This window comes from Levilactobacillus paucivorans (genome assembly GCF_001437125.1).
Taxonomy (GTDB): Bacteria; Bacillota; Bacilli; order Lactobacillales; family Lactobacillaceae; genus Levilactobacillus; species Levilactobacillus paucivorans.
The window spans coordinates 56,324-77,637 of sequence record NZ_JQCA01000098.1 but is presented as its reverse complement, the minus strand read 5'-3'; the positions used below and the strand labels follow the sequence as shown (position 1 = coordinate 77,637).

General features: G+C 51.6%; 22 protein-coding genes. 18 read left to right on the top strand and 4 right to left on the bottom strand.

Annotated elements, in window-relative coordinates:
* The first annotated feature begins 57 nt into the window (after positions 1–57).
* From IV54_RS08170 to IV54_RS08100, 15 genes are all read left to right on the top strand, one after another.
* The gene (locus IV54_RS08170) at positions 58–837 is read left to right on the top strand and encodes a TatD family hydrolase (protein WP_057878879.1); all 780 of its coding nucleotides are present in this window, start codon (positions 58–60) and stop codon (positions 835–837) included.
* Positions 824–1,396: a ribonuclease M5 gene (gene rnmV, locus IV54_RS08165; RefSeq protein WP_057878878.1), complete on the top strand. Its 573-nt coding sequence runs from the start codon at positions 824–826 to the stop codon at positions 1,394–1,396. The genes IV54_RS08170 and rnmV overlap by 14 nt, the downstream gene beginning before the upstream one ends.
* The gene (gene rsmA, locus IV54_RS08160; protein ID WP_057878877.1) at positions 1,386–2,276 is read left to right on the top strand and encodes a 16S rRNA (adenine(1518)-N(6)/adenine(1519)-N(6))-dimethyltransferase RsmA; all 891 of its coding nucleotides are present in this window, start codon (positions 1,386–1,388) and stop codon (positions 2,274–2,276) included. The genes rnmV and rsmA overlap by 11 nt, the downstream gene beginning before the upstream one ends.
* A gap of 99 nt (positions 2,277–2,375) precedes the next feature.
* Complete coding sequence (locus IV54_RS08155; protein ID WP_057878876.1) at positions 2,376–2,612, top strand: Veg family protein; 237 nt, start codon at positions 2,376–2,378, stop codon at positions 2,610–2,612.
* 109 nt (positions 2,613–2,721) lie between these two features.
* Positions 2,722–3,576, top strand: coding sequence for a 4-(cytidine 5'-diphospho)-2-C-methyl-D-erythritol kinase (gene ispE, locus IV54_RS08150; protein WP_057878875.1), 855 nt, complete (start codon positions 2,722–2,724; stop codon positions 3,574–3,576).
* Positions 3,577–3,591: 15 nt separating this feature from the next.
* Positions 3,592–4,173, top strand: a complete 582-nt coding sequence (locus IV54_RS08145; RefSeq protein ID WP_057878874.1) for a uracil-DNA glycosylase family protein — start codon at positions 3,592–3,594, stop codon at positions 4,171–4,173.
* Positions 4,174–4,312: 139 nt separating this feature from the next.
* The gene (locus IV54_RS08140) at positions 4,313–5,251 is read left to right on the top strand and encodes an alpha/beta hydrolase (RefSeq protein ID WP_057878873.1); all 939 of its coding nucleotides are present in this window, start codon (positions 4,313–4,315) and stop codon (positions 5,249–5,251) included.
* An 864-nt stretch (positions 5,252–6,115) separates the two neighbouring features.
* On the top strand, positions 6,116–7,009 hold the full coding sequence (locus IV54_RS08135) for a metal ABC transporter solute-binding protein, Zn/Mn family (protein WP_057878872.1): 894 nt from the start codon (positions 6,116–6,118) through the stop codon (positions 7,007–7,009).
* Entirely contained in the window at positions 7,006–7,704 is a 699-nt protein-coding gene (locus tag IV54_RS08130; protein WP_057878871.1) for a metal ABC transporter ATP-binding protein, read from the top strand. Before IV54_RS08135 ends, IV54_RS08130 begins: the two co-directional genes overlap by 4 nt.
* The gene (locus IV54_RS08125; protein ID WP_057878870.1) at positions 7,697–8,494 is read left to right on the top strand and encodes a metal ABC transporter permease; all 798 of its coding nucleotides are present in this window, start codon (positions 7,697–7,699) and stop codon (positions 8,492–8,494) included. The genes IV54_RS08130 and IV54_RS08125 overlap by 8 nt, the downstream gene beginning before the upstream one ends.
* A gap of 242 nt (positions 8,495–8,736) precedes the next feature.
* Positions 8,737–9,576 (top strand): pur operon repressor, encoded by an 840-nt coding sequence (gene purR, locus IV54_RS08120; RefSeq protein WP_083488559.1) that lies wholly within the window; start codon positions 8,737–8,739, stop codon positions 9,574–9,576.
* An 11-nt stretch (positions 9,577–9,587) separates the two neighbouring features.
* Positions 9,588–10,967, top strand: coding sequence for a bifunctional UDP-N-acetylglucosamine diphosphorylase/glucosamine-1-phosphate N-acetyltransferase GlmU (gene glmU, locus IV54_RS08115; protein WP_057878869.1), 1,380 nt, complete (start codon positions 9,588–9,590; stop codon positions 10,965–10,967).
* Between the two features lie 83 nt (positions 10,968–11,050).
* Positions 11,051–12,031: a ribose-phosphate diphosphokinase gene (locus IV54_RS08110; RefSeq protein ID WP_057878868.1), complete on the top strand. Its 981-nt coding sequence runs from the start codon at positions 11,051–11,053 to the stop codon at positions 12,029–12,031.
* Positions 12,032–12,655: 624 nt separating this feature from the next.
* A complete protein-coding gene (locus IV54_RS08105; protein WP_057878867.1) occupies positions 12,656–13,015 on the top strand; it encodes a DUF3899 domain-containing protein in 360 nt (119 codons plus the stop codon).
* 26 nt (positions 13,016–13,041) lie between these two features.
* Positions 13,042–13,779, top strand: a complete 738-nt coding sequence (locus IV54_RS08100; RefSeq protein WP_057878866.1) for a class I SAM-dependent methyltransferase — start codon at positions 13,042–13,044, stop codon at positions 13,777–13,779.
* A gap of 285 nt (positions 13,780–14,064) precedes the next feature.
* On the opposite strand, the gene yidA (IV54_RS08095) is transcribed toward IV54_RS08100, so the two are convergent.
* From yidA (IV54_RS08095) to IV54_RS08080, 4 genes are read right to left on the bottom strand one after another with little or no spacing between them, the layout of a single operon-like run.
* Entirely contained in the window at positions 14,065–14,874 is an 810-nt protein-coding gene (gene yidA / locus IV54_RS08095) for a sugar-phosphatase (protein ID WP_057878865.1), read from the bottom strand.
* Between the two features lie 27 nt (positions 14,875–14,901).
* On the bottom strand, positions 14,902–15,711 hold the full coding sequence (gene yidA / locus IV54_RS08090; RefSeq protein WP_057878864.1) for a sugar-phosphatase: 810 nt from the start codon (positions 15,709–15,711) through the stop codon (positions 14,902–14,904).
* Positions 15,701–17,080: an HD domain-containing protein gene (locus tag IV54_RS08085; RefSeq protein ID WP_057878863.1), complete on the bottom strand. Its 1,380-nt coding sequence runs from the start codon at positions 17,078–17,080 to the stop codon at positions 15,701–15,703. Before IV54_RS08085 ends, yidA (IV54_RS08090) begins: the two co-directional genes overlap by 11 nt.
* A 27-nt stretch (positions 17,081–17,107) precedes the next feature.
* Positions 17,108–17,929, bottom strand: coding sequence for a lipoate--protein ligase family protein (locus IV54_RS08080; RefSeq protein ID WP_057878862.1), 822 nt, complete (start codon positions 17,927–17,929; stop codon positions 17,108–17,110).
* 349 nt (positions 17,930–18,278) lie between these two features.
* Between IV54_RS08080 and IV54_RS08075 the strand changes: the two genes are divergently transcribed.
* The 3 genes from IV54_RS08075 (at position 18,279) to IV54_RS08065 (ending at position 21,190) form a co-directional block, all read left to right on the top strand.
* The gene (locus tag IV54_RS08075) at positions 18,279–18,719 is read left to right on the top strand and encodes a YwiB family protein (RefSeq protein ID WP_057878861.1); all 441 of its coding nucleotides are present in this window, start codon (positions 18,279–18,281) and stop codon (positions 18,717–18,719) included.
* Positions 18,720–18,763: 44 nt separating this feature from the next.
* Positions 18,764–19,414: a DNA-directed RNA polymerase subunit delta gene (rpoE, locus tag IV54_RS08070; RefSeq protein WP_057878860.1), complete on the top strand. Its 651-nt coding sequence runs from the start codon at positions 18,764–18,766 to the stop codon at positions 19,412–19,414.
* Between the two features lie 168 nt (positions 19,415–19,582).
* On the top strand, positions 19,583–21,190 hold the full coding sequence (locus tag IV54_RS08065) for a CTP synthase (protein WP_057878859.1): 1,608 nt from the start codon (positions 19,583–19,585) through the stop codon (positions 21,188–21,190).
* Positions 21,191–21,314: the final 124 nt, after the last annotated feature.

Sequence of the window (21,314 nt, the reverse complement as noted above, 5' to 3'; positions counted from 1 at the left end):
CCGACCCACGTTTTCAATTTTTAGCGTTAATCGTGCGACACACTTAGGAGGATCATGATGAAAATCTTTGATTCACATACCCATTTAAACAGTGAGGAATTCATTCAGGAGGTCCCACGCTACCTGAAACAGGCGGCGGACCTGGGCGTCGTCAAGATGACTAACATCGGCTCCAACACCCAGTTGAACGCCGATGCGATCAAGTTGGCGCACCAGTATCCTCAGCTGTACGCGGCAGTAGGCTGGCATCCCGAGGATTCCAAGAATTACGATGCGGCTAAGGAAAAACTGCTGGAAGAACAGCTGACTGATGACCGGGTCGTGGCGCTTGGTGAAATTGGGTTGGACTATCACTGGGATACGTCACCCCAGGATGTTCAGCGCAAGGTCTTTGCCCGGCAGATTGCGATCGCTAAGGAAATTGGCAAGCCGATCGTGGTCCACAACCGGGATGCTTTTGAGGATACCTACCGTATCATCAAGGAAGCCGACATCCGGGACATCGGGGGCGTCATGCACAGTTTCAATGGCGATCCTGAATGGCTGAAGAAGTTCCTGGATCTGGGGATGCACATCTCTTACTCCGGAGTGGCCAGCTTTAAGAATGCCCACGAGGTTCATGATTCGGTTCGGGCCACGCCACTAGACGTGATGATGGTCGAGACGGATGCGCCGTACCTGACACCGGAACCTCATCGTGGCGAACAGAACGAGCCCGGTTTCACCCGTTACACGGTGGAGGCTGTGGCCAAGGAACGTGAGACGACGCCGGAAGAAATTGCGGCCGCTACTTACCACAACGCAGAGGAGTTTTATCACATTAATGAAAAAGATTAAGGAAGTCCTGGTCGTCGAAGGCAAGGACGACACGAAACAGATTAACCGCGCAGTCAACGCGGATACCATTGAAACTCGGGGTTCCGCGATTGATGAGGATACCTTGGCACTCATTGCCAAGCTCGCCGATCAACGCGGCGTCATCATCTTTACCGATCCCGATTTTTCCGGTGAAAAAATCCGTAAGATCGTGGCCGAAGCCGTACCCAACGCCAAGCATGCCTTCTTACCGAAGGCCGCTGGTCGGCCGGATAAGGCCGGCGGATCGCTGGGAGTGGAACATGCCAGTCCAGAGGCCATTCGTGCGGCGTTAGACCACGTCTACACCGAGACTGACGCGGCACCGACCCTCATCACGCATGAGGATTTGATGGCTGCCGGACTCATCGGTGGCTCCGGGTCTAAGGCCCGCCGTGAACAACTGGGGGAACTTCTCCAGATTGGGTACGTCAATGGCAAACAACTTGAAAAACGGCTCCGGATGTTTAGCATCCAACCCGCAGACTTTGCGGCTGCCGTCAAACAGATTCGAGAAAGGGAGAACGCCCATGAACAATAGTGCGCCAGAGATTGGATCACCAGCGAGAACAAACGCCATCCTGACCCGTTACCGGTTAGTAGCCAAGAAAAGTTTAGGGCAGAACTTTCTGTCGGACCTGAACATTCTGCGTAACATTGTCAATGCCGCTGAGGTCACGGAAGATGATAACGTCATCGAAATTGGCCCGGGAATTGGGGCCTTGACCGAACAGATTGCCAAGCGCGCTCGTAAGGTGGTGGCCTTCGAAATTGATGAAAATCTCTTACCAGTTTTAGATGAAACGTTGGCAGATTACGATAACGTCAAGATCATCAACCAGGATATCTTGAAGGCCAATCTCGCCGAAGTCATTCACGAGGAATTTGAACCGGGCCATCCCGTTAAGTTGGTGGCCAACCTGCCGTATTACATTACGACGCCAATCCTGATGGGGGTCCTCCAGAGCGGGGTGGCTTTCGATGAGATCGTGGTCATGATGCAAAAGGAAGTGGCCGATCGCTTGGTGGCAGAACCCGGAACTAAGGCCTATGGGTCACTTTCCGTGGTGATGCAGTACAAGGCCCACGTGGCCGTCGCCTTTGAGGTGCCTCGCACGGCGTTTATTCCACAACCTAACGTGGATTCTGCGATTATTCGGCTGACACCCAGAGAGCCATTGCCAGTTAAACCGTACGAAGAAGAGGCCTTATTCAAATTTGTTAAGGGCTGCTTTATTCACCGCCGAAAGACGTTGTGGAACAATTTACAAGGCTTATTTGGTAAGCAGCCCGAGGTGCGTGAACGCCTGGAATCCGTTCTGGACACGGTCGGGGTCTCGCGACAACTACGGCCAGAACGATTAACCTTGATAAACTTTATCGAATTAACCAACGCTTTTCACAATGAAGGACTTATGTAACCCTTTTCAATTGTGGATTCTTGCGGTTTAAAGTCGGTTGTGGTATAATTTGCAATTTCTGTGAAACCATGCTATAATTGTTTCACAGAGGTGAAGGGCATGCCAACAAGTTTAGCGAACATTAAGAACAAACTGGACGATCGCATTGGCGACAAGTTAATGGTGATTGCTCAGGCTGGGCGTAAGAAGACGACAGAACGGCATGGCATTCTTCGGGAAACCTATCCGGCTGTTTTCGTTGTGGATTTAGACCAGGATGAAAATTCGTTCAAGCGGGTTTCGTACAGCTATACCGATATTTTAACCAAAAACATCGAAGTCGATTTCGATGAATAAATAATTGGGCCGGTCAGGCCTTTTTATTTTGCCTAAAACCATAGTATAATGGGCTTAATTATATTCACGAGAACGGTAGACTTGGTCTATCTGGAATTAAGGTGAGCTCATGCAACTGATTGAAAAGGCGCCTGCCAAGATTAACCTCGGGCTCGATACGCCCTATCATCATCAGGATGGAGCGGAAGAGTGGAACATGGTTATGACTTCCGTGGACTTGGCGGACTACGTAGAGATTCAAACGCTAACCAAGCATAAACGAATTCGGGTGGCCTCGGACAGCGGCTTCCTTCCTAACGATCAGCGGAACCTGGCATACCAGGCCGCACACTTACTACAGGCTCGCTTTCATATCGATGAGGGGGTCAATATTCGTATTAAGAAAAATATCCCCGTGGCGGCTGGCCTTGGCGGGGGCTCTTCAGATGCCGCCGCTGTCTTACGCGGATTGAACCAACTCTGGGACCTTGGCCTTTCGTGGCAGGAGCTAGCTAAGTTGGGACTCGAAATTGACTCCGATGTGCCGTACTGTGTTTACGGCCGGACGGCACACGTTCGCGGACGTGGGGAGCGCATCACGCCCCTCTCGAAGTTGCCGGCGGCTTGGGTCGTTTTGGCCAAGCCGAAGGTGAGCGTGTCGACGCCCAGCATCCTTCAGCAGATTCGTTACGATGATCTGGAGCATCCCGACATCGACGGCCTCTTACGCGGCATTCGCGATCAGGATATTGACGCCATGTGTGCGGTGATGGGCAACGTTCTGGAACCCTTGACAGCGCATCGCTATCCCGAAATTACGCAGTTGAAACAACAGATGATGAAGTTCGGGGCCGACGTGGCGCAAATGAGTGGGACCGGTCCCACCGTGTTTGGACTCTGCAGCAAGCAGTCCCGAGCACAACGCGTCTTCAACGGGATGAAGGGCTTCTGTCGGGAAGTCTATTTAGTCCGGCCGTTACCATAAGGGGGTAAGTGGTTAATGACCAAAGCGGAAACAATTTTCAACGCGATTCAGGCAGACCCACAGAATGCGGAATTGACTCAGCAGGGCTTATTGCCACTGTATCACGTGGAACCTAAGGCGACGATCCTATTGGTCAGCCAGGCACCCAGTCGACAGGCCCAGGCGTCGATGACGTTTTGGGATGATGCCAGTGGCAATCGGTTGCGAGCCTGGATGGGCGTCACGAAGGATGAGTTTTACCATTCTGGCAAGATTGCGGTGTTGCCTTTGGACTTCTATTATCCGGGTAAGCACGCGCATGGTGGGGATTTACCTCCCCGCAAGGGCTTTGCGGAAAAGTGGCATGGCCCGTTGCTAGAGCTGATGCCCAAGATTCAACTGACCCTGTTAATCGGTCAGTACGCGCAGAAGGCTTATCTGCCCCAGCGTCAGAAAAATTTGACGGCGACGGTGGCAGCCTTCAGGGATTATCTACCGGCATACTTTCCGCTAGTTCACCCATCACCGCTCAACTACGGCTGGCTGCATCAGCACCCTTGGTTTGAGACGGACGTGGTGCCAGAACTCCAACAGCGGGTAGCGGCTTTGATTCGTTAAAATAGATTTGACCAACTCGAGAGATGATTCTCGAGTTTTTTTGTTCCCAAGATCTAACAGTAAATAGTGGTAACGGTCCGTAATTTTGGGTACAGTGGAGGTAACAAATTCGACGCGAGTCAGGAATGGGGCAGGCAGTATGGCAAAGAGTTGGCAGAAGTGGCTGGGGGCAACGGCGATCGCCGCCGCAGTTGGCACGGTTGGGGTGCTCGGTGGTGCCGCCGTGGTCTACCAGGCCGCAACGAAATCATTTAGCCGTAATCGACGCAAGACGAAACAACGGGCGATCGCGGAAAATACCGCGGCGGACAACGCCTGGTATCTGCGACACAATCCCGTGGAGTGGACCCAAACCAGCTTGGATGGTCTAATTTTACGGGCTAGTTGCATTAAGGCGACCCAATCCACCAAGCGGATTGCCATCCTGGCCCACGGCTTGGGCCACGCCCGCGAACAGATGATTCCCTGGGCTAAGACCTTTCATGACTGGGGCTATACCGTTCTGATGCCCGATGCCCGGGCTCACGGGGATAGTGAGGGTCACACGATTGGTTATGGTTGGCCAGACCGGTTCGACTATAACGGTTGGATTAACCAGGTCATTGCCACCTATGGTGAAGACTGTGAAATTGTGTTGCTGGGGATCTCCATGGGGGCCGCCACGGTGTTGGCGACTGCCGGCGAAGACTTGCCCCACAACGTTAAGGCCGTCGTGGCTGATTCTGGTTACGCGTCCGTATTGGCGGAAGCCCGCTACCGGATTCGCAATAAATATCATCTGCCGGTTTACCCAATCCTGCCAATTGCCGATCAGTATTCCCGTTTAGCCGAGGGGTATCGACTCTCGGATGGGAACATTGCGCAACAATTGCGGAAGACGCACCTGCCAATTCTGTTTATTCAAGGCGCTAATGACGAGACCGTTCCGGTGGAAAACTTGGATGTCCTCTATCGGGCGGCGGCTGGTCCTAAGGAACGGTACCGCGATAACGAAGCGGGGCACATTGCCACCCGTGCCAAGGACCCGGCCAAGTATGATGACTTGGTCAAGACATTCCTGGAAAAGTATGTTGATTAGGTTGTTTGAATAAAAGTTGAAATAGTGGTCCCACTGACTTAGATTTTGGTCGGTGGGATTGTTCGTGTGGCGGTAGATTGGCCGCCTGCGGCTGCCAGGGATTACGCCTGCTGTGGGGACGCTTCAGCCCGGTGGGCTTCTCGCTCGATTTGAAGCCCCGCCAAGGACACGGGTCTTCAAAGTCGCCCGTGATGTAAGGCCGAGAAAACCACTCGGTCTAACATCACCACCACGGCCGGCTCCATCCCTGGCCTCCTCCGGCTCGAGGTGCATGTTTCCGATGACTATAGTTGAAGATGCACCGCCGTGCGGAATTGGTGTGCTACACAACTACTTTCAATGAGCTATCAGGGGAGTGGACTATTTCTGGCTACTAAGATGTTCTAGAATGTCATAATTTGACGTCAGAGTAGTATAGCTGGCAGCGGTTGTAATTTGTCGCGAGTTTATTTTATTTCAGAATTGACAGATATCTCTCAACAAAGGTATTTTTAGGGAATGTCGGTTGTTGTTTGCTCATGATCCTATCCGGAGGCCACCAGACAGAACCCCGTGTCGGTGGTCTTGGCCGAGGTTTTGTCTCGGCCTGGAGCACGGGCCAACTTTGAAACTCGTGATCTTCGAGGTTCAAGGTTGCCCTGAAGACCGCTTCTCAGGCTTCAGGTCTGCCCCACCGGGTGGCGTCTGGTGGCCGCAGGCGACCGCTCAACGTGTACTATATTAGGACTATATTAGGAAAGTCTTAAACCTGGTTGACAAGCTTACATTATCTGGTAAGATATTAAACGGTAATCATTACCATTTACATAAATGAGTGAGAAAAGAGATGACGAGTTTGCGACGCAGGGAACGACAATTTAGCGGGTGATCATTGCCTTATTGGCCCTGATTTTAGTAGGGGTCACCCTGAGTGGCTGCTCGGCAGCCCCAACGACCCAACACAAAAGCAATAAAATCCAAGTCGTGGCGACGCTGGGCTTCTACGGTGAAGCGGCCAAGGCGATCTTAGGTAGCCAGGGTCAGGTCACCACGGTGATCAACAGCCCCAGCATCGACGCTGAAAGTTATGAGCCGGACGTGAAGACGGCTAAGGCGGTCGCTAAGGCCGATGTGGTCATTGAGAATGGACTAGGTTACGATAGCTGGATGGACCGGGTTGTAGCCGCTAATAACGACGCTCAGACCAAGTCCCTGTCGATTGGTCACCTGATGGGGAAGAAACTCGGGGATAATCCTCACTTATGGACCGATCCCACCACGATGGTGAAGGTGACTCGGCACTTGGTGACCCAATTCAGTAAGCTTGATCCCCAGCATGCCGCCGATTACCGCCGGCGCGGACAGGCTTATGAGGCCCAGCTAGATGAACTGCCTAAGTTGGCGGCCGCTATTTCTAAGAATAGCCATCATCAACGCGTGGCCGTCAGTGAACCCGTCTTTGATTTGGCGTTGAGTGCCATGGGTTACCGGGTGAGTGATTCGCATTTTGCCCAATCGATCGAGGAAGATAGTGACCCGACACCAGCCGATATCACCCAGCTTCAGGATCAGATCAAGCACCATCGAATTGCCTTTTTCGTTGAAAATACTCAGAATACCAGTAAAAACGTGACGGCGATGGTCCAACTCGCCAAGAAACACCACATTCCCGTGGTCAAGGTGACCGAGACCATGCCGGTTCACCAGAGTTATAAGACCTGGATGCTCAAGCAGTATCGCCAGGTGCAACGTATTCAAGAACAGGAGGGTCACGCATGACCAACGCACCTATTTTAAAATTAGACCATCTCGGCGTGACGTTCCCGAACAATCCCGTCTTCAGCGACCTGAACCTGACGATTCGCCAGGGTGAGGTATGGAGTATTATCGGGAAGAACGGGGTCGGGAAGACCACCTTGATGCGGACCTTACTGCATCAATTACGTCCAACGCAAGGCAAGGTGACCTATCTGCCTAGCGTCAATGACGTGCGGATCGGCTACGTTCCCCAATTTCGGAACATCGATGCCGATTATCCGTTGACGATTCGGGACTTTATCGGGCTTAACCTGACCGGGTGGAAGTTGCCTTGGCTGTCGGCTAAAGAGCGGGCCAAGGTCCAACGCATCATCGAACAGACTGGCTTAACTGAACTAGCGAACCGGCCTATTGGCCAGGCCTCGGGTGGGGAAAAGCAGAAGGCTTACCTGGCCCAGGCTCTCGTCGAGGCGCCCAATCTCTTAATCTTAGACGAGTCGACCGCCAGTCTGGATCCGGTAACCAAGACAGAATTATTGGATCTCGTGACCGAATTGAATCAGCGGTTGAATCTGACCGTGCTCTTCGTGACCCACGATATTCCGATGGCGCAGAAGTACACGCACCAATATCTCATGATGACGCCTGGTAAGGTTGAACAGGGGCCAATTTCACAGCTGACGGACGACAAGGTTTGGGAGGGCGAAAATGTTTAGTTATGAATTTATGCGCAATGCCTTCGCGGCCGGAACCATTATTGCCGTGATCTGTGGCATCATGGGGGTCTTCGTGATTGCCCGGAACATGTCCTTTCTGACGCACACCCTGTCCGAAATTGGATTCTCTGGCGCAGCCTTCGGGGTCTTCGCCGGGTGGGCACCCCTCAACGGCATGTTGCTCTTTACCGTGGTGAGTTCGGTCATTGTGGGCCAGCTCTCGGCACGTTCGGAACGGCGGGAGGCAGCCACCAGCGCCATCTCGGCACTCTTCATTGGGATGGGGATTCTATTCTTATCGCTAGCCAATAAGAATGCCAGCTACGCCACCAGCATTCTCTTTGGGAGTGTCATTGGCATCAGTGTTAGTGACGTGCGCCAGATGCTCTGGTTGTCGCTCGTAGTGCTGGTCGTGGTCTTCGTGCTCTACCGGTTCCTGAAGTTTGATTCGTTTGACCATACCGGTGCCCGGGTTAAAGGCTTGTGGACCAATGCCTTATCAATTACGTTCTTAGTCTTAGTGGCGTTGAGTGTCAGTGTTGCCGCTCAGATCGTTGGATCCTTGTTGATCTTTATCCTGTTGACCTTACCGGCAGCGACGGCAAAGTACTTTGCTCACACTGTAGGGGGGATGATGGTCTTAGCCATTGCCTTGGCCCTGATCGGGGTCTGGAGTGGGTTGACGCTGAGCTACTTTACCAACTACCCGGTTTCCTTCTTTATCGCGGCCATTGAGGCCATCTTCTACTTCGTCGCGTTGGGTTGGCAACGACTTCAAACGGCGGAATAAGGCGTCGATTTAACGAAAAGAATATGAAAAGATCGATGGCTCACCCCCGTGGTGGGTCATTTTTTAGTTAATCACTATTGAATCGTGGAAAGCCAAAAGCGATGTGAAAACATCCAAAAATCCTTGCATTCTTTAAATTTTGGACCTTTTCCTAATTCTCACCGAAATGTAACGAAAAACCCGAACATTTATGCTAAAATTGGCGGTACAATTAATACTAAATAATAGTTGAGGTGAAGAGGTTGAAAGTCAGAAGAAGTGACCGTTTGGTTGATATGACCCGGTATTTATTAGAACGTCCGCATCAATTGGTGTCCTTGACCTTTTTTGCAGAGCGATATGGGTCGGCCAAGTCTTCCATCAGTGAAGATCTGACGATCTTGAAACGGGCTTTTCAGACGCGGGGAACCGGGTTGCTGGAGACCGTTCCCGGAGCTGCCGGTGGTGCACGGTTTATTCCGTACATTTTAAAAGAAGAAGCCGAACAATTCGTATCCGAAATGATTACGGAACTGTCCGAAGCTGATCGTTACCTGCCGGGTGGCTACGTTTATATGTCCGACATCCTCGGCCGGCCAGCTGCCTTGCGGCAAATTGGCCGCATCTTGGCGACCCAGTACCTGAACCAATCGGTTGATGTGGTCGTCACGGTGGCAACCAAGGGAATTCCTTTGGCCCAGAGCGTGGCCAGCTATCTGAACGTGCCTTTTGTCATTGTGCGGCATGATTCTCAGATTACCGAAGGGTCCACGGTCAGCGTGAACTACGTCTCAGGTTCGACGAAACGGATCGAACGGATGGCCTTGTCCAAGCGTAGCGTTAAGCCCGGTTCCAAAGTCTTGTTAGTCGACGACTACATGAAGGGCGGCGGCACCGTGGGTGGGTTGCGTTCATTAGTTGATGAATTCGATTCACAACTCGCCGGGGTTGCCGTGTTTGCGGAAGGCGACTTCGAGGGACAACGGACCGTGACCAAGTACACGTCACTCTTAAAGATTCACACGAAGGACGAACAGATCCGGGTGACACCAGGGAACTATTTGACCCAAATTTTTGGTGCCGAAAATAATCAATTAAACTAGGAGATATCGGAATGAACACGAGAAATACGATTATCCTCGCGGCTGGTAAGGGCACGCGGATGAAGTCAAAGTTATACAAGGTCTTACATCAGGTTTGCGGCAAAGCCATGGTGGACCACGTTCTCACACAGGTAGAGAAGACCCAGATGGATCAAATCGTGACGGTCGTGGGCTACGGTGCCGATGACGTCAAGGCCACGTTGGGTGACCGGACGGCATACGCACTTCAGGCCAAACAAATGGGAACGGGCCATGCCGTCTTACAGGCCGAACCACTCTTGAAGGATGAAGCCGGCACCACGCTTATCGTGAGTGGGGACACGCCATTGTTTACGGCCCAAACGTTTGAAGACCTCTTTGCCTACCATGAAGCCAAGCATGCGGCCGCAACAGTCTTAACTTCCGTTGCCCCAGACCCAACCGGTTACGGTCGGATCGTGCGGAACAACATTGGGATCGTTGAAAAGATCGTGGAACAAAAGGATGCCAGTTCTGAGGAACAGGAAATCCATGAAATTAACACTGGGGTTTACGTCTTCGACAACCAAAAGTTGTTTGCGGCCTTACACCAGACGTCTAATGACAACGCGCAAGGTGAATACTACCTGACCGACGTCATCGAAATTCTGAAGCAACAGGGTGACATTGTGGCGGCCTATCAAATGGCAGACTTCGATGAATCCATGGGGGTTAACGACCGTGTTGCCTTGGCCAACGCCACGAAGATCATGCGTAACCGGATCAACCGGCAACACATGCGCGACGGGGTTACGTTAATTGATCCCGACACGACGTACATTGATGCCGGTGTCAAGATTGGTTCCGACACCATCATCGAAGGTGGTGTGGTCCTGAAGGGATCCACCGTCATTGGTGAGGATTGCTACATCGGCGCGCATTCCGAAATCCGGAACTCAACGTTAGCTGACCACGTCACCGTCACTTCTTCACTATTGGAAGATTCGACGATGGCTAGTGGCAGTGACATTGGCCCTAACAGTCATTTGCGCCCAGAATCACACATTGGGCCTAAGGTTCACCTGGGGAACTTCGTCGAGGTCAAGAAGGCCACGATCGGTGAGGGCACTAAGGTGGGTCACCTGACTTACGTTGGCAATGCCAAGCTGGGTAAGCACATCAATGTCGGCTGTGGGGTCATCTTCGTGAACTATGATGGGCAACACAAGCACGAAACGGTCGTGGGGGATGACGCCTTCATCGGGTCAAATTCCAACTTAATCGCCCCATTGAATGTGGCGGACCACAGTTTTGTGGCTGCTGGATCAACAATTACCGACGACTTAAAGCAATATGACATGGCCATCGCGCGTCAACGCCAGACCAACAAGCCTAATTATTACCAGAAACTCCCGTATCGCGGTGAAGATTAGAGCGAGGGTCTTGTGTTTCACGACACGATAGCATAAAATTATTATAGTAAATTCTGGCAGGTTAGTTGCTATTGGAGGAAATTATGGCTACGCAATATTTTGACCCTAAACTAAAGATTTTTGCGTTGAACTCTAACAAGCCGTTAGCGGAAAAGATCGCTAGCGAGGTTGGTGTTGAATTAGGGAAAACTTCGGTGGATCGGTTTAGTGACGGTGAAATTCGGATTAATATCGAGCAAAGTGTCCGTGGTTGTCACGTCTACGTGATTCAATCCACGTCGGCACCAGTCAACGATAATCTGATGGAACTATTGATCATGATTGATGCTTTACGACGGGCAAGTGCGGCCACTATCAACGTGGTCATTCCGTATTATGGGTACGCCCGACAGGACAGAAAAGCCCGGTCTCGCGAACCAATTACGGCCAAATTAGTGGCAAATATGCTACAAACGGCTGGCGTAACGCGGGTACTGGCGCTCGACTTGCATGCCGCTCAAATTCAAGGATTCTTCGACGTTCCAGTGGACCACTTGATGGGTGCGCCACTGTTAGCCGATTACTTCCTGACCAACGGGTTAGACAAGGACGCCGTCGTGGTCTCACCAGACCATGGTGGGGTCACACGTGCCCGGGCATTGGCAGAATTCTTGAAGGCCCCAATTGCCATTATCGACAAGCGGCGGCCTAGAGCCAACGTTGCCGAGATTATGAACATTATCGGGGACGTTAAGGGTAAGCGATGCATCATGATTGATGACATGATCGATACCGCCGGAACCATCACCCTGGGCTCTCAAGCCCTGATGGATGCCGGTGCTACCGAGGTCTACGCAAGTTGTACCCACCCCGTTCTCTCGGGTCCAGCCATTGAACGAATCGAAAAGTCCCCAATTAAGAAATTAGTGGTGACGGACTCCATTCAATTAACGGCAGACAAGCAAATTGACAAGATTCAACAAATCTCCGTTGGTCCCCTGATTGGCCAAGCCATCAAGCGGATTAACGAAAACCGGCCAGTTAGCCCATTGTTCAAGAACCGTTTCCGGTCCGCAGAACAATAAAGAAACTGAAAAAACTTGGGTCGTGTTGCACACGGCTCAAGTTTTTTTGCTAGAATAGGTTAAACTAACTACACGTGGTGATCTTTTGTTTCGCCTGCGGTGGGCAGGGGACTTCGCCCTGTGGGGACCGGATGAAGCCTGAGAAGCGGTCTTCATCCTCGCTTTAAGCCTCACCAGAGTCGTGAGTCTTAAAGTCATCCCATGCCGTAAGGCCGGCAGGATCGCCGACCAAACGCCATCGACACAGGGCTACGCCCCTGTCCACCTCCGGCTAGGATCGACGATCTAGTTGAGTGGGTTTGAACTTGGCTTCTTAATTTGTTGAGTTCTTGCCACTCAATGGATGATTGTGTTGATTATAAGGTGATGATATTGTTGGGGGATACCCATTGTTCCTAGCCGGAGGCAACCAGACAGAACCCTGTGTCGGTGGTCTTAGTCGAGGTTTTCTCTCGGCTTAGAGCACGGCCAACTTTGAAACTCGTGTTTTTCGAGGTTCAGGGTTGCCCTGAAGACCGTTTCTCAGGCTTCAGGTCCGCCTCACAGGGTGGCGTCTGGTTGCCGTAGGCGGACGACACAATAGAAAGTTGCGTGTAAATTTAAAATTTGAAGGGAGCAACTGCCATGACAAGTTGGCAGCGATGGACCACGGGCACGTTAGCCGTGGGACTGATTGTTGCGTTAGTAATGCGTATCTTGAAACAACCTTTAATGGTCATTGGCAACTTACTCTTCATGATTGGGCTGGCACTGCTGGTCCTGGGGATGATAGGGATATTAGCCAAGGGTCATTTGTTTACCGGGTGGCGTCGGCGACGACGTAAAGGGGACCCGGTAACCAAAGAGGAACGCGAAAAGAAAATTGACGTGCGTCACGTGGCGACGGTGAAAAACTCACCGATCGTGGTGAATGGCTTTGCCCGTTACGGATTGATTTCTGGTGGCGTGTACGTCGTTATCGGCATTATTTTAACACTACTATAAAATTCACTTAGGGGAGCGAATGCAAAATGAAAAAAGTGACGTCTGGTATTGATGCGCCCGTAATTCCAATGGTTTATTTGGTTGCGGCGCTTTTTTTCTTCAGTAGTTTTTTCTGGGAACGAAGCGCGACAGGACGGTTTGGGGATATCATTGTTGGCTTGATTTTCGTGGCTGGGACCGGAATCTTCTTACATACATCATTACGGGGAAAGAAAAGTATCTGGGAACAGTTATTGAGCCAGACAACGATTGACCCGAACGCTCAGGTTCTGGATCTGGGGTGTGGACACGGTGCCGTATTGGGCCGCGTGGCTCAAGAGTTGTCAGGAACCGGTCGGGCCGTGGGCGTTGATCTCTGGCGGTCGCGGGACCAATCACAGAATTCCCAACAGGCAACGATGGCGAACATGGCAGCTTTGGGGGTGGCCGATCGCGTGACCTTGGTGACGGCGGATATGGTGGATTTGCCCTATGATCACAACCGTTTCGACGTCGTGACCACCAGTTTTGCGGTGCACAACATCAAGCCTAAGGCCAAGCGTTATCAGGCGTTAGAGGAGGCCGTTCGAGTTTTAAAACCGGGTGGTGAATTACTAATCGTGGATACGGAGCATCACCGGCGAGGCTACCAAGAGTTTTTGGAGTCGGCGGGTTGTCAGGTGCTACTGGCCAAGTCAGCCGGTTTTGACGGCTGGTGGACCGGACCTTGGCAGGGAAGTTATGTCATTCGAGCAGTTAAAGGAAAAACAGAAACAATCAAATAAATTGATTACAAGAAAATAGACGTGTCACTACCAGAGGCAACTGATAGTGACGCGTCTATTTGTTTTACACATAGCAAGCATATTAAATTTGAGCCGGAGGAGGACAAGGTGGAATCCTGTGTCGGTGGCGTTTGGCCGGTGAATCTCCGGCCTTACGGCACGGGACGACTTTAAGACCCACGTTTTTAGTGGGGCTTAAAGCGAGGAAGAAGACCGCACTTTGGCTTCTTCCGGGCCCCACAGGATGGAACCTTGTCTGCCGTAGGCGGAGAAAATTCAACATGCCTAGTCTAAGACGTACTTATGGATGGCGGCTGCGACACCGTCTTCAACGTTGGTAAGCGTCGTGACCTGGGCCGCTTTCTTAACCTCGTCGATGGCATTACCCATGGCAACCCCGAGGCCAGCGTATTCGATCATGGTCAGATCGTTACCTTGGTCCCCGATGGCCATGACATCATCCGCGGTGAAGCCCAGCTTGGTTGCGAGTTCACCCAATGTGTTTCCCTTGCTAGCTTGCTTGTTCATGATTTCAACGAAGAATGGCGTGCTTTGAACGACATAGAAGCGGTCCCGGAATTCTTGCGGAATCTCATCATTGACGCGGTCAATGATGTCTTTGTGGTCGACAAACATGGCCTTAGAAATCGTCAGGTCGCGGCTGATTTCGCCAACGGCCCGATAACGGATGAGCATCTTCACCAGCATACTTTCGGCGATCGTGTAGGCCGAGATATCTTTGTTGGGGGTGTAGATGTAGTCGGGCGTTTCGATTTGGAAGTGTACCTGGAGTTTCCGGGCGAGGGCTTCCAAGTCGATGAAATCGTTGTAACTAAGGGAGTGGTTGGTCATCATTTTTCCAGAAACGGTCTGAGAGACCGATCCGTTGTAGGTGATGGCGTATTGGTCATCGCCACTCAGTTCGAGTGCGTCGAGATAAGGTTGAACCCCGGTCAGTGGTCGGCCAGTACATAGGACAACCTTAATGCCCTTGGCCGTCGCGGCTTGAACCGCGGCGATAGTGGCGGGGGCCAGTTCATTCTTTTCGTTGAGCAAGGTACCATTGATATCAATTGCAATCATTTTAATTGTCATGTTAGTCGTCAATTCTCCTTCGTGTCGTTAGGGTAGGGCGTAGCGTTGAATTGCGGTGGCCACGCCATCGGCGGTGTTGGGGGTCGTCACCGTATCGGCGACGGCCTTCACGGCATCGTTGGCGTTTCCCATGGCCACCCCGAGGCCGGCGTAGGTCAGCATCGGCAGATCGTTGTTCTGATCACCAATTGCCATGACTTCGGCGGCGGTGAACCCTAGGGTCGTGGCGAGCTCGGCCAGCGTGTTGCCCTTGCTGACATTTTTGCTGAGTACCTCGATAAAGTAGGGCATGGTGCGCACCACGTAGAACCGATCGTAAATCTCGCGCGGTAATTGTTCCTCAACCTGGTCGAGGACGGGCGCATCGTCAATGAAAATGGCGGTGGGCATCAAGAGGTCACGGGGCATGTCCGACGCCGCTCGATAGCGGAGGGGGAGATGGACGAAGTGACTCTCGGTGACCGTGTGGGGACTGATGTCCTGATCGGCAGTGTACATGTGATCGGGGGTCAAAACTTGGAAGTGAACCTGGAATTTTCGCGCGAGAGCTTCCAAATCAACGTAATCATTATAGCTGAGTGAATGTTTCGTCAGCACTTTACCAGAGACGGTTTCAGCGATCGATCCGTTGTAAGTGATGACGTATTGGTCATCACCACTCAGGCCAAGGGCTTCCAGGTAAGGCGTGACCCCGGTGAGCGGCCGCCCGGTACACAAGACCACTTTGATACCTTGGTCACGGGCCGCTTGAATTGCCTGAATGGTACCGGGCGTCAGCTCGTCATTTTCATTGAGCAGGGTGCCATCGATATCCACGGCAATAAGTTTAATGGTCATGGTGATCAGTCTCCTTCGGCTGAATCAACTGGTTGTTTTGAATGTATTGTTTGAATTCATCGTAAATGGGTTGGAACAACTCGGGGTCGTGACTGTCCGGGCTGAGCATTTCCTTAGGGAAGAAGAAACGTTGGTCGCCGGAGAATTTACCGCGAATCGCGTTGACCAGGTCCGATACTGTCGAGAGTTCTCGCAGTGATCCATCTGGTTCCTGAAGCTCAATCTGCGTCAGGGGATGCGTGACCCGTGGGTCGTAGGCATCATCGTAAGGCAGATCGTAACTGTTATCGGTGGCCGTGTAGTAGTCGATGTTGAACCCAGCCGAGGCGATGAGCTCGCGGAGATGCGGAATCAAGTCCTGCGTCTCTTCGGAGAAGATCGCACTCTTCAGGGGCTTTCGATCGAGGAAACGGTGAGCCAGGTCGGCTAGAATCTCGTCATCGGAATCGCGCCAGTGAATGAAGTAGGTGGTCAGCACGCCGTCATCGAGGTTCAGGTAGTCCTTGAGGTCGAACTTGTGATTGAAGAATGGTAAGAGTAAGTGAGGCACGAAGCTCTCATCTTCGTTGCCGTTTTGGTAGAGCTCATTGGCTCTGGCTAGCAGGTGATCCAAGATGACTTCCATGGATCGGGATACCGGGTGGAAGTAGACTTGTTGATACATTTGGAACCGACTGATGATGTAGTCTTCGACGGCGTGCATCCCGTTCATGGCAAAGGCAATCCCGTCCTTGTAAGGGCGCATGACCCGCAGAATTCGGGTAATGTCGAAGGTTCCGTATTCGGTACCCGTGAAGTAGGCGTCACGCAGGAGGTAATCCATGCGATCGGCGTCGATTTGACTGGAGATCATCTGAACCACTTGAGGGTTCGGATGAGTCTTTTGAATGACGCTCGCAACTTCTTCGGGGAAGGTCGGGCTGACACGCCGTAAGACCTGGTTAACCTCGGTGGTTGGTGACGTTAAAATTTCAGCGGTGATGGCTTCGTGGTCCGTGTGGAAGATGTGTTCAAAGGTGTGGGAATAGGGGCCATGGCCGATGTCGTGCAAGAGTGCGGCACATAAGGCTGTCAGCCGATAACGGTCGTCCCAACCGCCGTCACCAGGGATTTCCATGGGATAGTTGCGTTGGAAGTTGTCACAGATCTGCCGGGTGACTTCATAGACCCCCAGCGAGTGGGTGAAACGCGAGTGCTCGGCCCCGTGGAAGATAAGCGAAGCGGTTCCGAGTTGTTTGATACGCCGTAGCCGTTGAAATTCACGGGTGTTGATTAAGTCTAAGATAACTTGGTGTTGAACGTAAATATAGTTGTGAACGGGGTCGCGAAAGACCTTTTCTCGGGGTAGCCGAGCAGTTGCGTAACTCACAGTGATTCCTCCTTCTTGATTTAAACGTTAAATAGGTTGGCGGCGCGCCATGAGGGCGGTCGCGTGGGCCAAACGATCCTGAAACCAGGGAGTCGCCATGGCCGCGGTTAATTTGCCCTGACCGATGGCGAGACCCGCTGTCGTGCAGGCACTAAGAATCCGTTGCTGGGCGTCGTCCACGGTGAGTGAATGACCCAAGAGATCGGCGACCGTCGTCATGACCTCGGGATCGACATCCGGAAAGTTCCAATCATTGGTATGGTCACCCAGACCCGCACGGTAAAAGTCACGTACCAGGCTTCCGCGGGTGAGCTGATCACCAGTGACACTGAGGTATAGCATGGTGACCATGGCGTGTGGACTGCGGCGTTGCGAAATACCAGCAATCTTGCGGTTATTGACGCTGAGATCGTAGTCACCCGGACAATAGGAACGGGTGATCTCATGATGAGCCAGGTCGAGTTCCGGCCAGGAAGCTGCCATCAGGTCCAGCATCTGGTCATAGGCCGCGGCCACGCTAATGGCCGGGGTCGTCAGGGGTTGAAACAAGGACACGTTCAGAATGCCACCGTCGGCTACGACGGCCAATCCGCCAGAATTTCGGAGAACATGGTCGTAGCCGTAGCCGTGAACGGCACTGACAGCGTCTGTAAGGTATGGTAGCCGCTTATCCTTAATCCCCATGATGACGGTTGGTGGCATGGTCCAGAAGTGCAATACGGGCTGTTTAAGCCGGGGGATTAGATCTAGTAGGGCATTGGTGTAACCGAAAGCCTGATTCTTCTGTTGGGCCGCAATAGCGGTCGTCAGCGTCTGAATCCGGTCAGTGGCTAAATTAAATGGTGCCAAGAGACGTCCCCCTTTCAGTCGTTTAGATGTAATGTTTTCATTATACTAGAAAACTTAGGCCCCGTCATGGTTGGGGGTGTAGTGGCTGTTTGAGTGCGGAGGATCACTTAGATTTGATTTCGATGTGTACGTATGACGTTCGGTAGTTGTTGTGAATGATAAGATCCATTGGCAAATAATATTAGTTTGATGATTACAGGAGACATTTAAAATTATCTTGACTGCTGGATCTTAGCCGGAGGTGGGTGGGGATTCTCAAAGAACTTGGTCTTAAAGTATTAAAGAATAGGTTTTCCAAGAAAAATGAACTATAATTAACGCAGACAATTCACGGAAAGGGAGTGTGCAGATGGATCAGTTATCAACGGGGGTGCCCGTGATGATTCACTTGGAAACGCATATTAAACAGGATGGAGACGTTTCCGACTACCGTTTAGATGTGGAAGGTCAACTCGTTCAGATGGGCTTAAACCTCTATCTTCGCTACCTGGAACCCGATCAAGAGACGGGAAAGGAAACGCCCGTGACGATGAAGTTCACGCCAGAAGGTGAGGTCCACCTGACGCGAAACGCGGAGGCCGAGCTTCGGTTGCATTTCATCAGTGGCAAGCGAGTTACGGCGCGCTACAAGACGCCTTATGGCATCATGCCAATCGAGACCGTGACGCCATATCTGGAGACCAGTTTTCAGGAGCGGCCATTTAGCGGGAACGTTAAGATTGACTACCTGCTCTATGCTGGTGAAGAATTAGTCGGGAACTACAAGATTCGATTGCAATTTACGGCATAAACGAGTATCATATTTCGTAGACTGTGGAAAGGACGTGCACCAGTTTGGAATTAAAAGTCTTTGAGGGCCAGAATAAAAAGGAATTATCAATGATCGAAGTTGCTCACGCCATTTTGTCTCAACACGGTGACGTGATGGCATTTGCCGACTTAGCAAACGCCGTGCAAGCCTATTTGGGCGACAGTGACGCAGAAGTTCGTAACCGGCTGTCCCAATTCTATACGGATTTAAATGTCGATGGTAGTTTCATTTCTCTGGGTGATAACCTCTGGGGACTGCGAACTTGGTATCCGTTTGAATCCATCGATGAAGCGACGGTTCACGCTGAGGAAGATGAAGATCAACCTAAGCGTAAGAAGCGTAAGAAGGTTAACGCCTTCCTCGCTGACACGACCGATGACGACGACGTAATCGATTACGATGACGATGATCCAGAAGATGACGACACCTCGTACGCCAGTGATGACGACGATGATGACGATTCAACCGGTTCAACGCCAGACCTGGGCAAGTTACAGACCGGCTTAGGCATCGATGACGATGACGAAGAAGATGCTTCGGAAGACATCCCAGATGGTATCGAAGACCAGCTTTCTCAGATGGAAGCCCCGGACGACGATGACACCGACAATCTCGACTTCTCTGATGACGATGATGAAGACGACGATGACGAAGAAGACAGCGATCAAAAGTAAATTGAAAATGTTTGCTTGACCTACAGTCGAAAAACAGTTAGTATGTTTTTTGGGCTCCTTGCTACTTGTAGCGAGGACAACTGAACGGTGAAGTAGCTCCCTATTCCGAATGAATAGGGAGTTTTTTTATAGTTTTATACCCTAAATAATCTTACAAGGAGTTTGCACATGACCAAATATATTTTTGTGACTGGCGGCGTGGTTTCATCACTAGGTAAGGGAATCGTAGCTGCTTCCCTAGGACGGTTGTTAAAGAACCGTGGGTTAAACGTAACCATTCAAAAATTCGATCCGTACATCAACGTGGATCCCGGTACGATGAACCCTTATCAACACGGGGAAGTCTTCGTGACCGATGACGGGACCGAGACTGATTTGGACTTGGGTCATTACGAACGTTTCATCGATAACAATCTGAACAAGTTCTCAAACGTGACGACTGGTAAGATTTATTCGGAAGTTCTGGAAAAGGAACGACGCGGTGATTATTTGGGAGCAACTGTGCAAGTGATCCCTCACATTACCGGTATGATTAAGGAAAAGATCATGCGGGCCGGCAAGACTTTGGGTGCCGACTTCGTGATTACCGAAATCGGGGGGACTGTTGGGGATATCGAATCCCAACCCTTCCTGGAAGCCATCCGGCAAATGAAGTCTGAAGTGGGTGACGAGAACGTCGTTTACATTCACACGACGCTGGTCCCAACGCTGCATGCGGCTCACGAAATGAAGACGAAGCCAACGCAACACTCTGTTCGCGAGCTCCGGAGCATTGGGATTCAACCAAACATTCTGGTTGTCCGGACTGAGAACCACATTACGGATGACATGCGGCAGAAGATTGCGTTGTTCTGTGACGTTCAATCTTCAGCCGTCATCGAATCCATGGACGTGCCAACGATCTACTCCATCCCATTACGGTTACAAGAACAAGGGTTGGATCAGATTGTCTTGGACCACTTCAAGGTCGATGCGCCTAAGTCTGACATGGCACAATGGGCCAAGATGGTCGATCACATGCAGAACCTGAAGCGGACGATTAAGATTGCTTTGGTTGGGAAGTACGTCGGCTTACACGATGCCTACATCTCCGTGGCCGAAGCGTTACAACATGCCGGTTACTCGGTTGATGCCAAGATTGATCTGGATATGATCGATGCCGAAAAGATTACGCCAGATAACGTAGCGGACATCTTAGGCGATGCCGACGGTGTGATCGTTCCCGGTGGGTTCGGTGACCGGGGGATCGAAGGCATGATTACGGCGATCAAATACGTGCGGGAACAAGACGTGCCATTCCTCGGAATTTGCCTGGGGATGCAAGTGGCCAGCATCGAATTTGCACGTGATATTCTCGGTTACAAGGACGCCAACTCAACGGAAATGGACCCTGAGACCAGCCACAAGATCATTGACCTGATGGCCGATCAAGCCGATGTCCACGAAATGGGTGGTACCCAACGGTTGGGCCTGTACCCTTGCAAGTTGAAGGTTGGTAGCCGCGCTGCCGCTGCCTACGACAATCAGGAGATTGTTCAGGAACGTCACCGTCATCGTTACGAATTCAACAACCAGTACCGCGCAGAAATGGCTGCTAAGGGCCTGGTCTTCTCCGGGACATCACCTGATGACCACTTGGTCGAAGTGATTGAATTGCCTGAAAAGAAGTTCTTCGTGGCTTCACAATATCACCCAGAATTCTTGTCACGGCCAAACCGGCCAGAAGGCTTGTTCCGCGACTTTATCGCTGCTGCCAGTGATGAAGTTAAAGACTAGCTATTTGGAATTAGTTTGAGGTGAAAAGGCCGCCTGCGGCTGCCAGGGATTCCGCCTGCTGTGGGGACACTTCAGCCTAAGACCCGGGCTTCTCGCTCGATTTGAAGCCCCGCCAGGGGCGCGG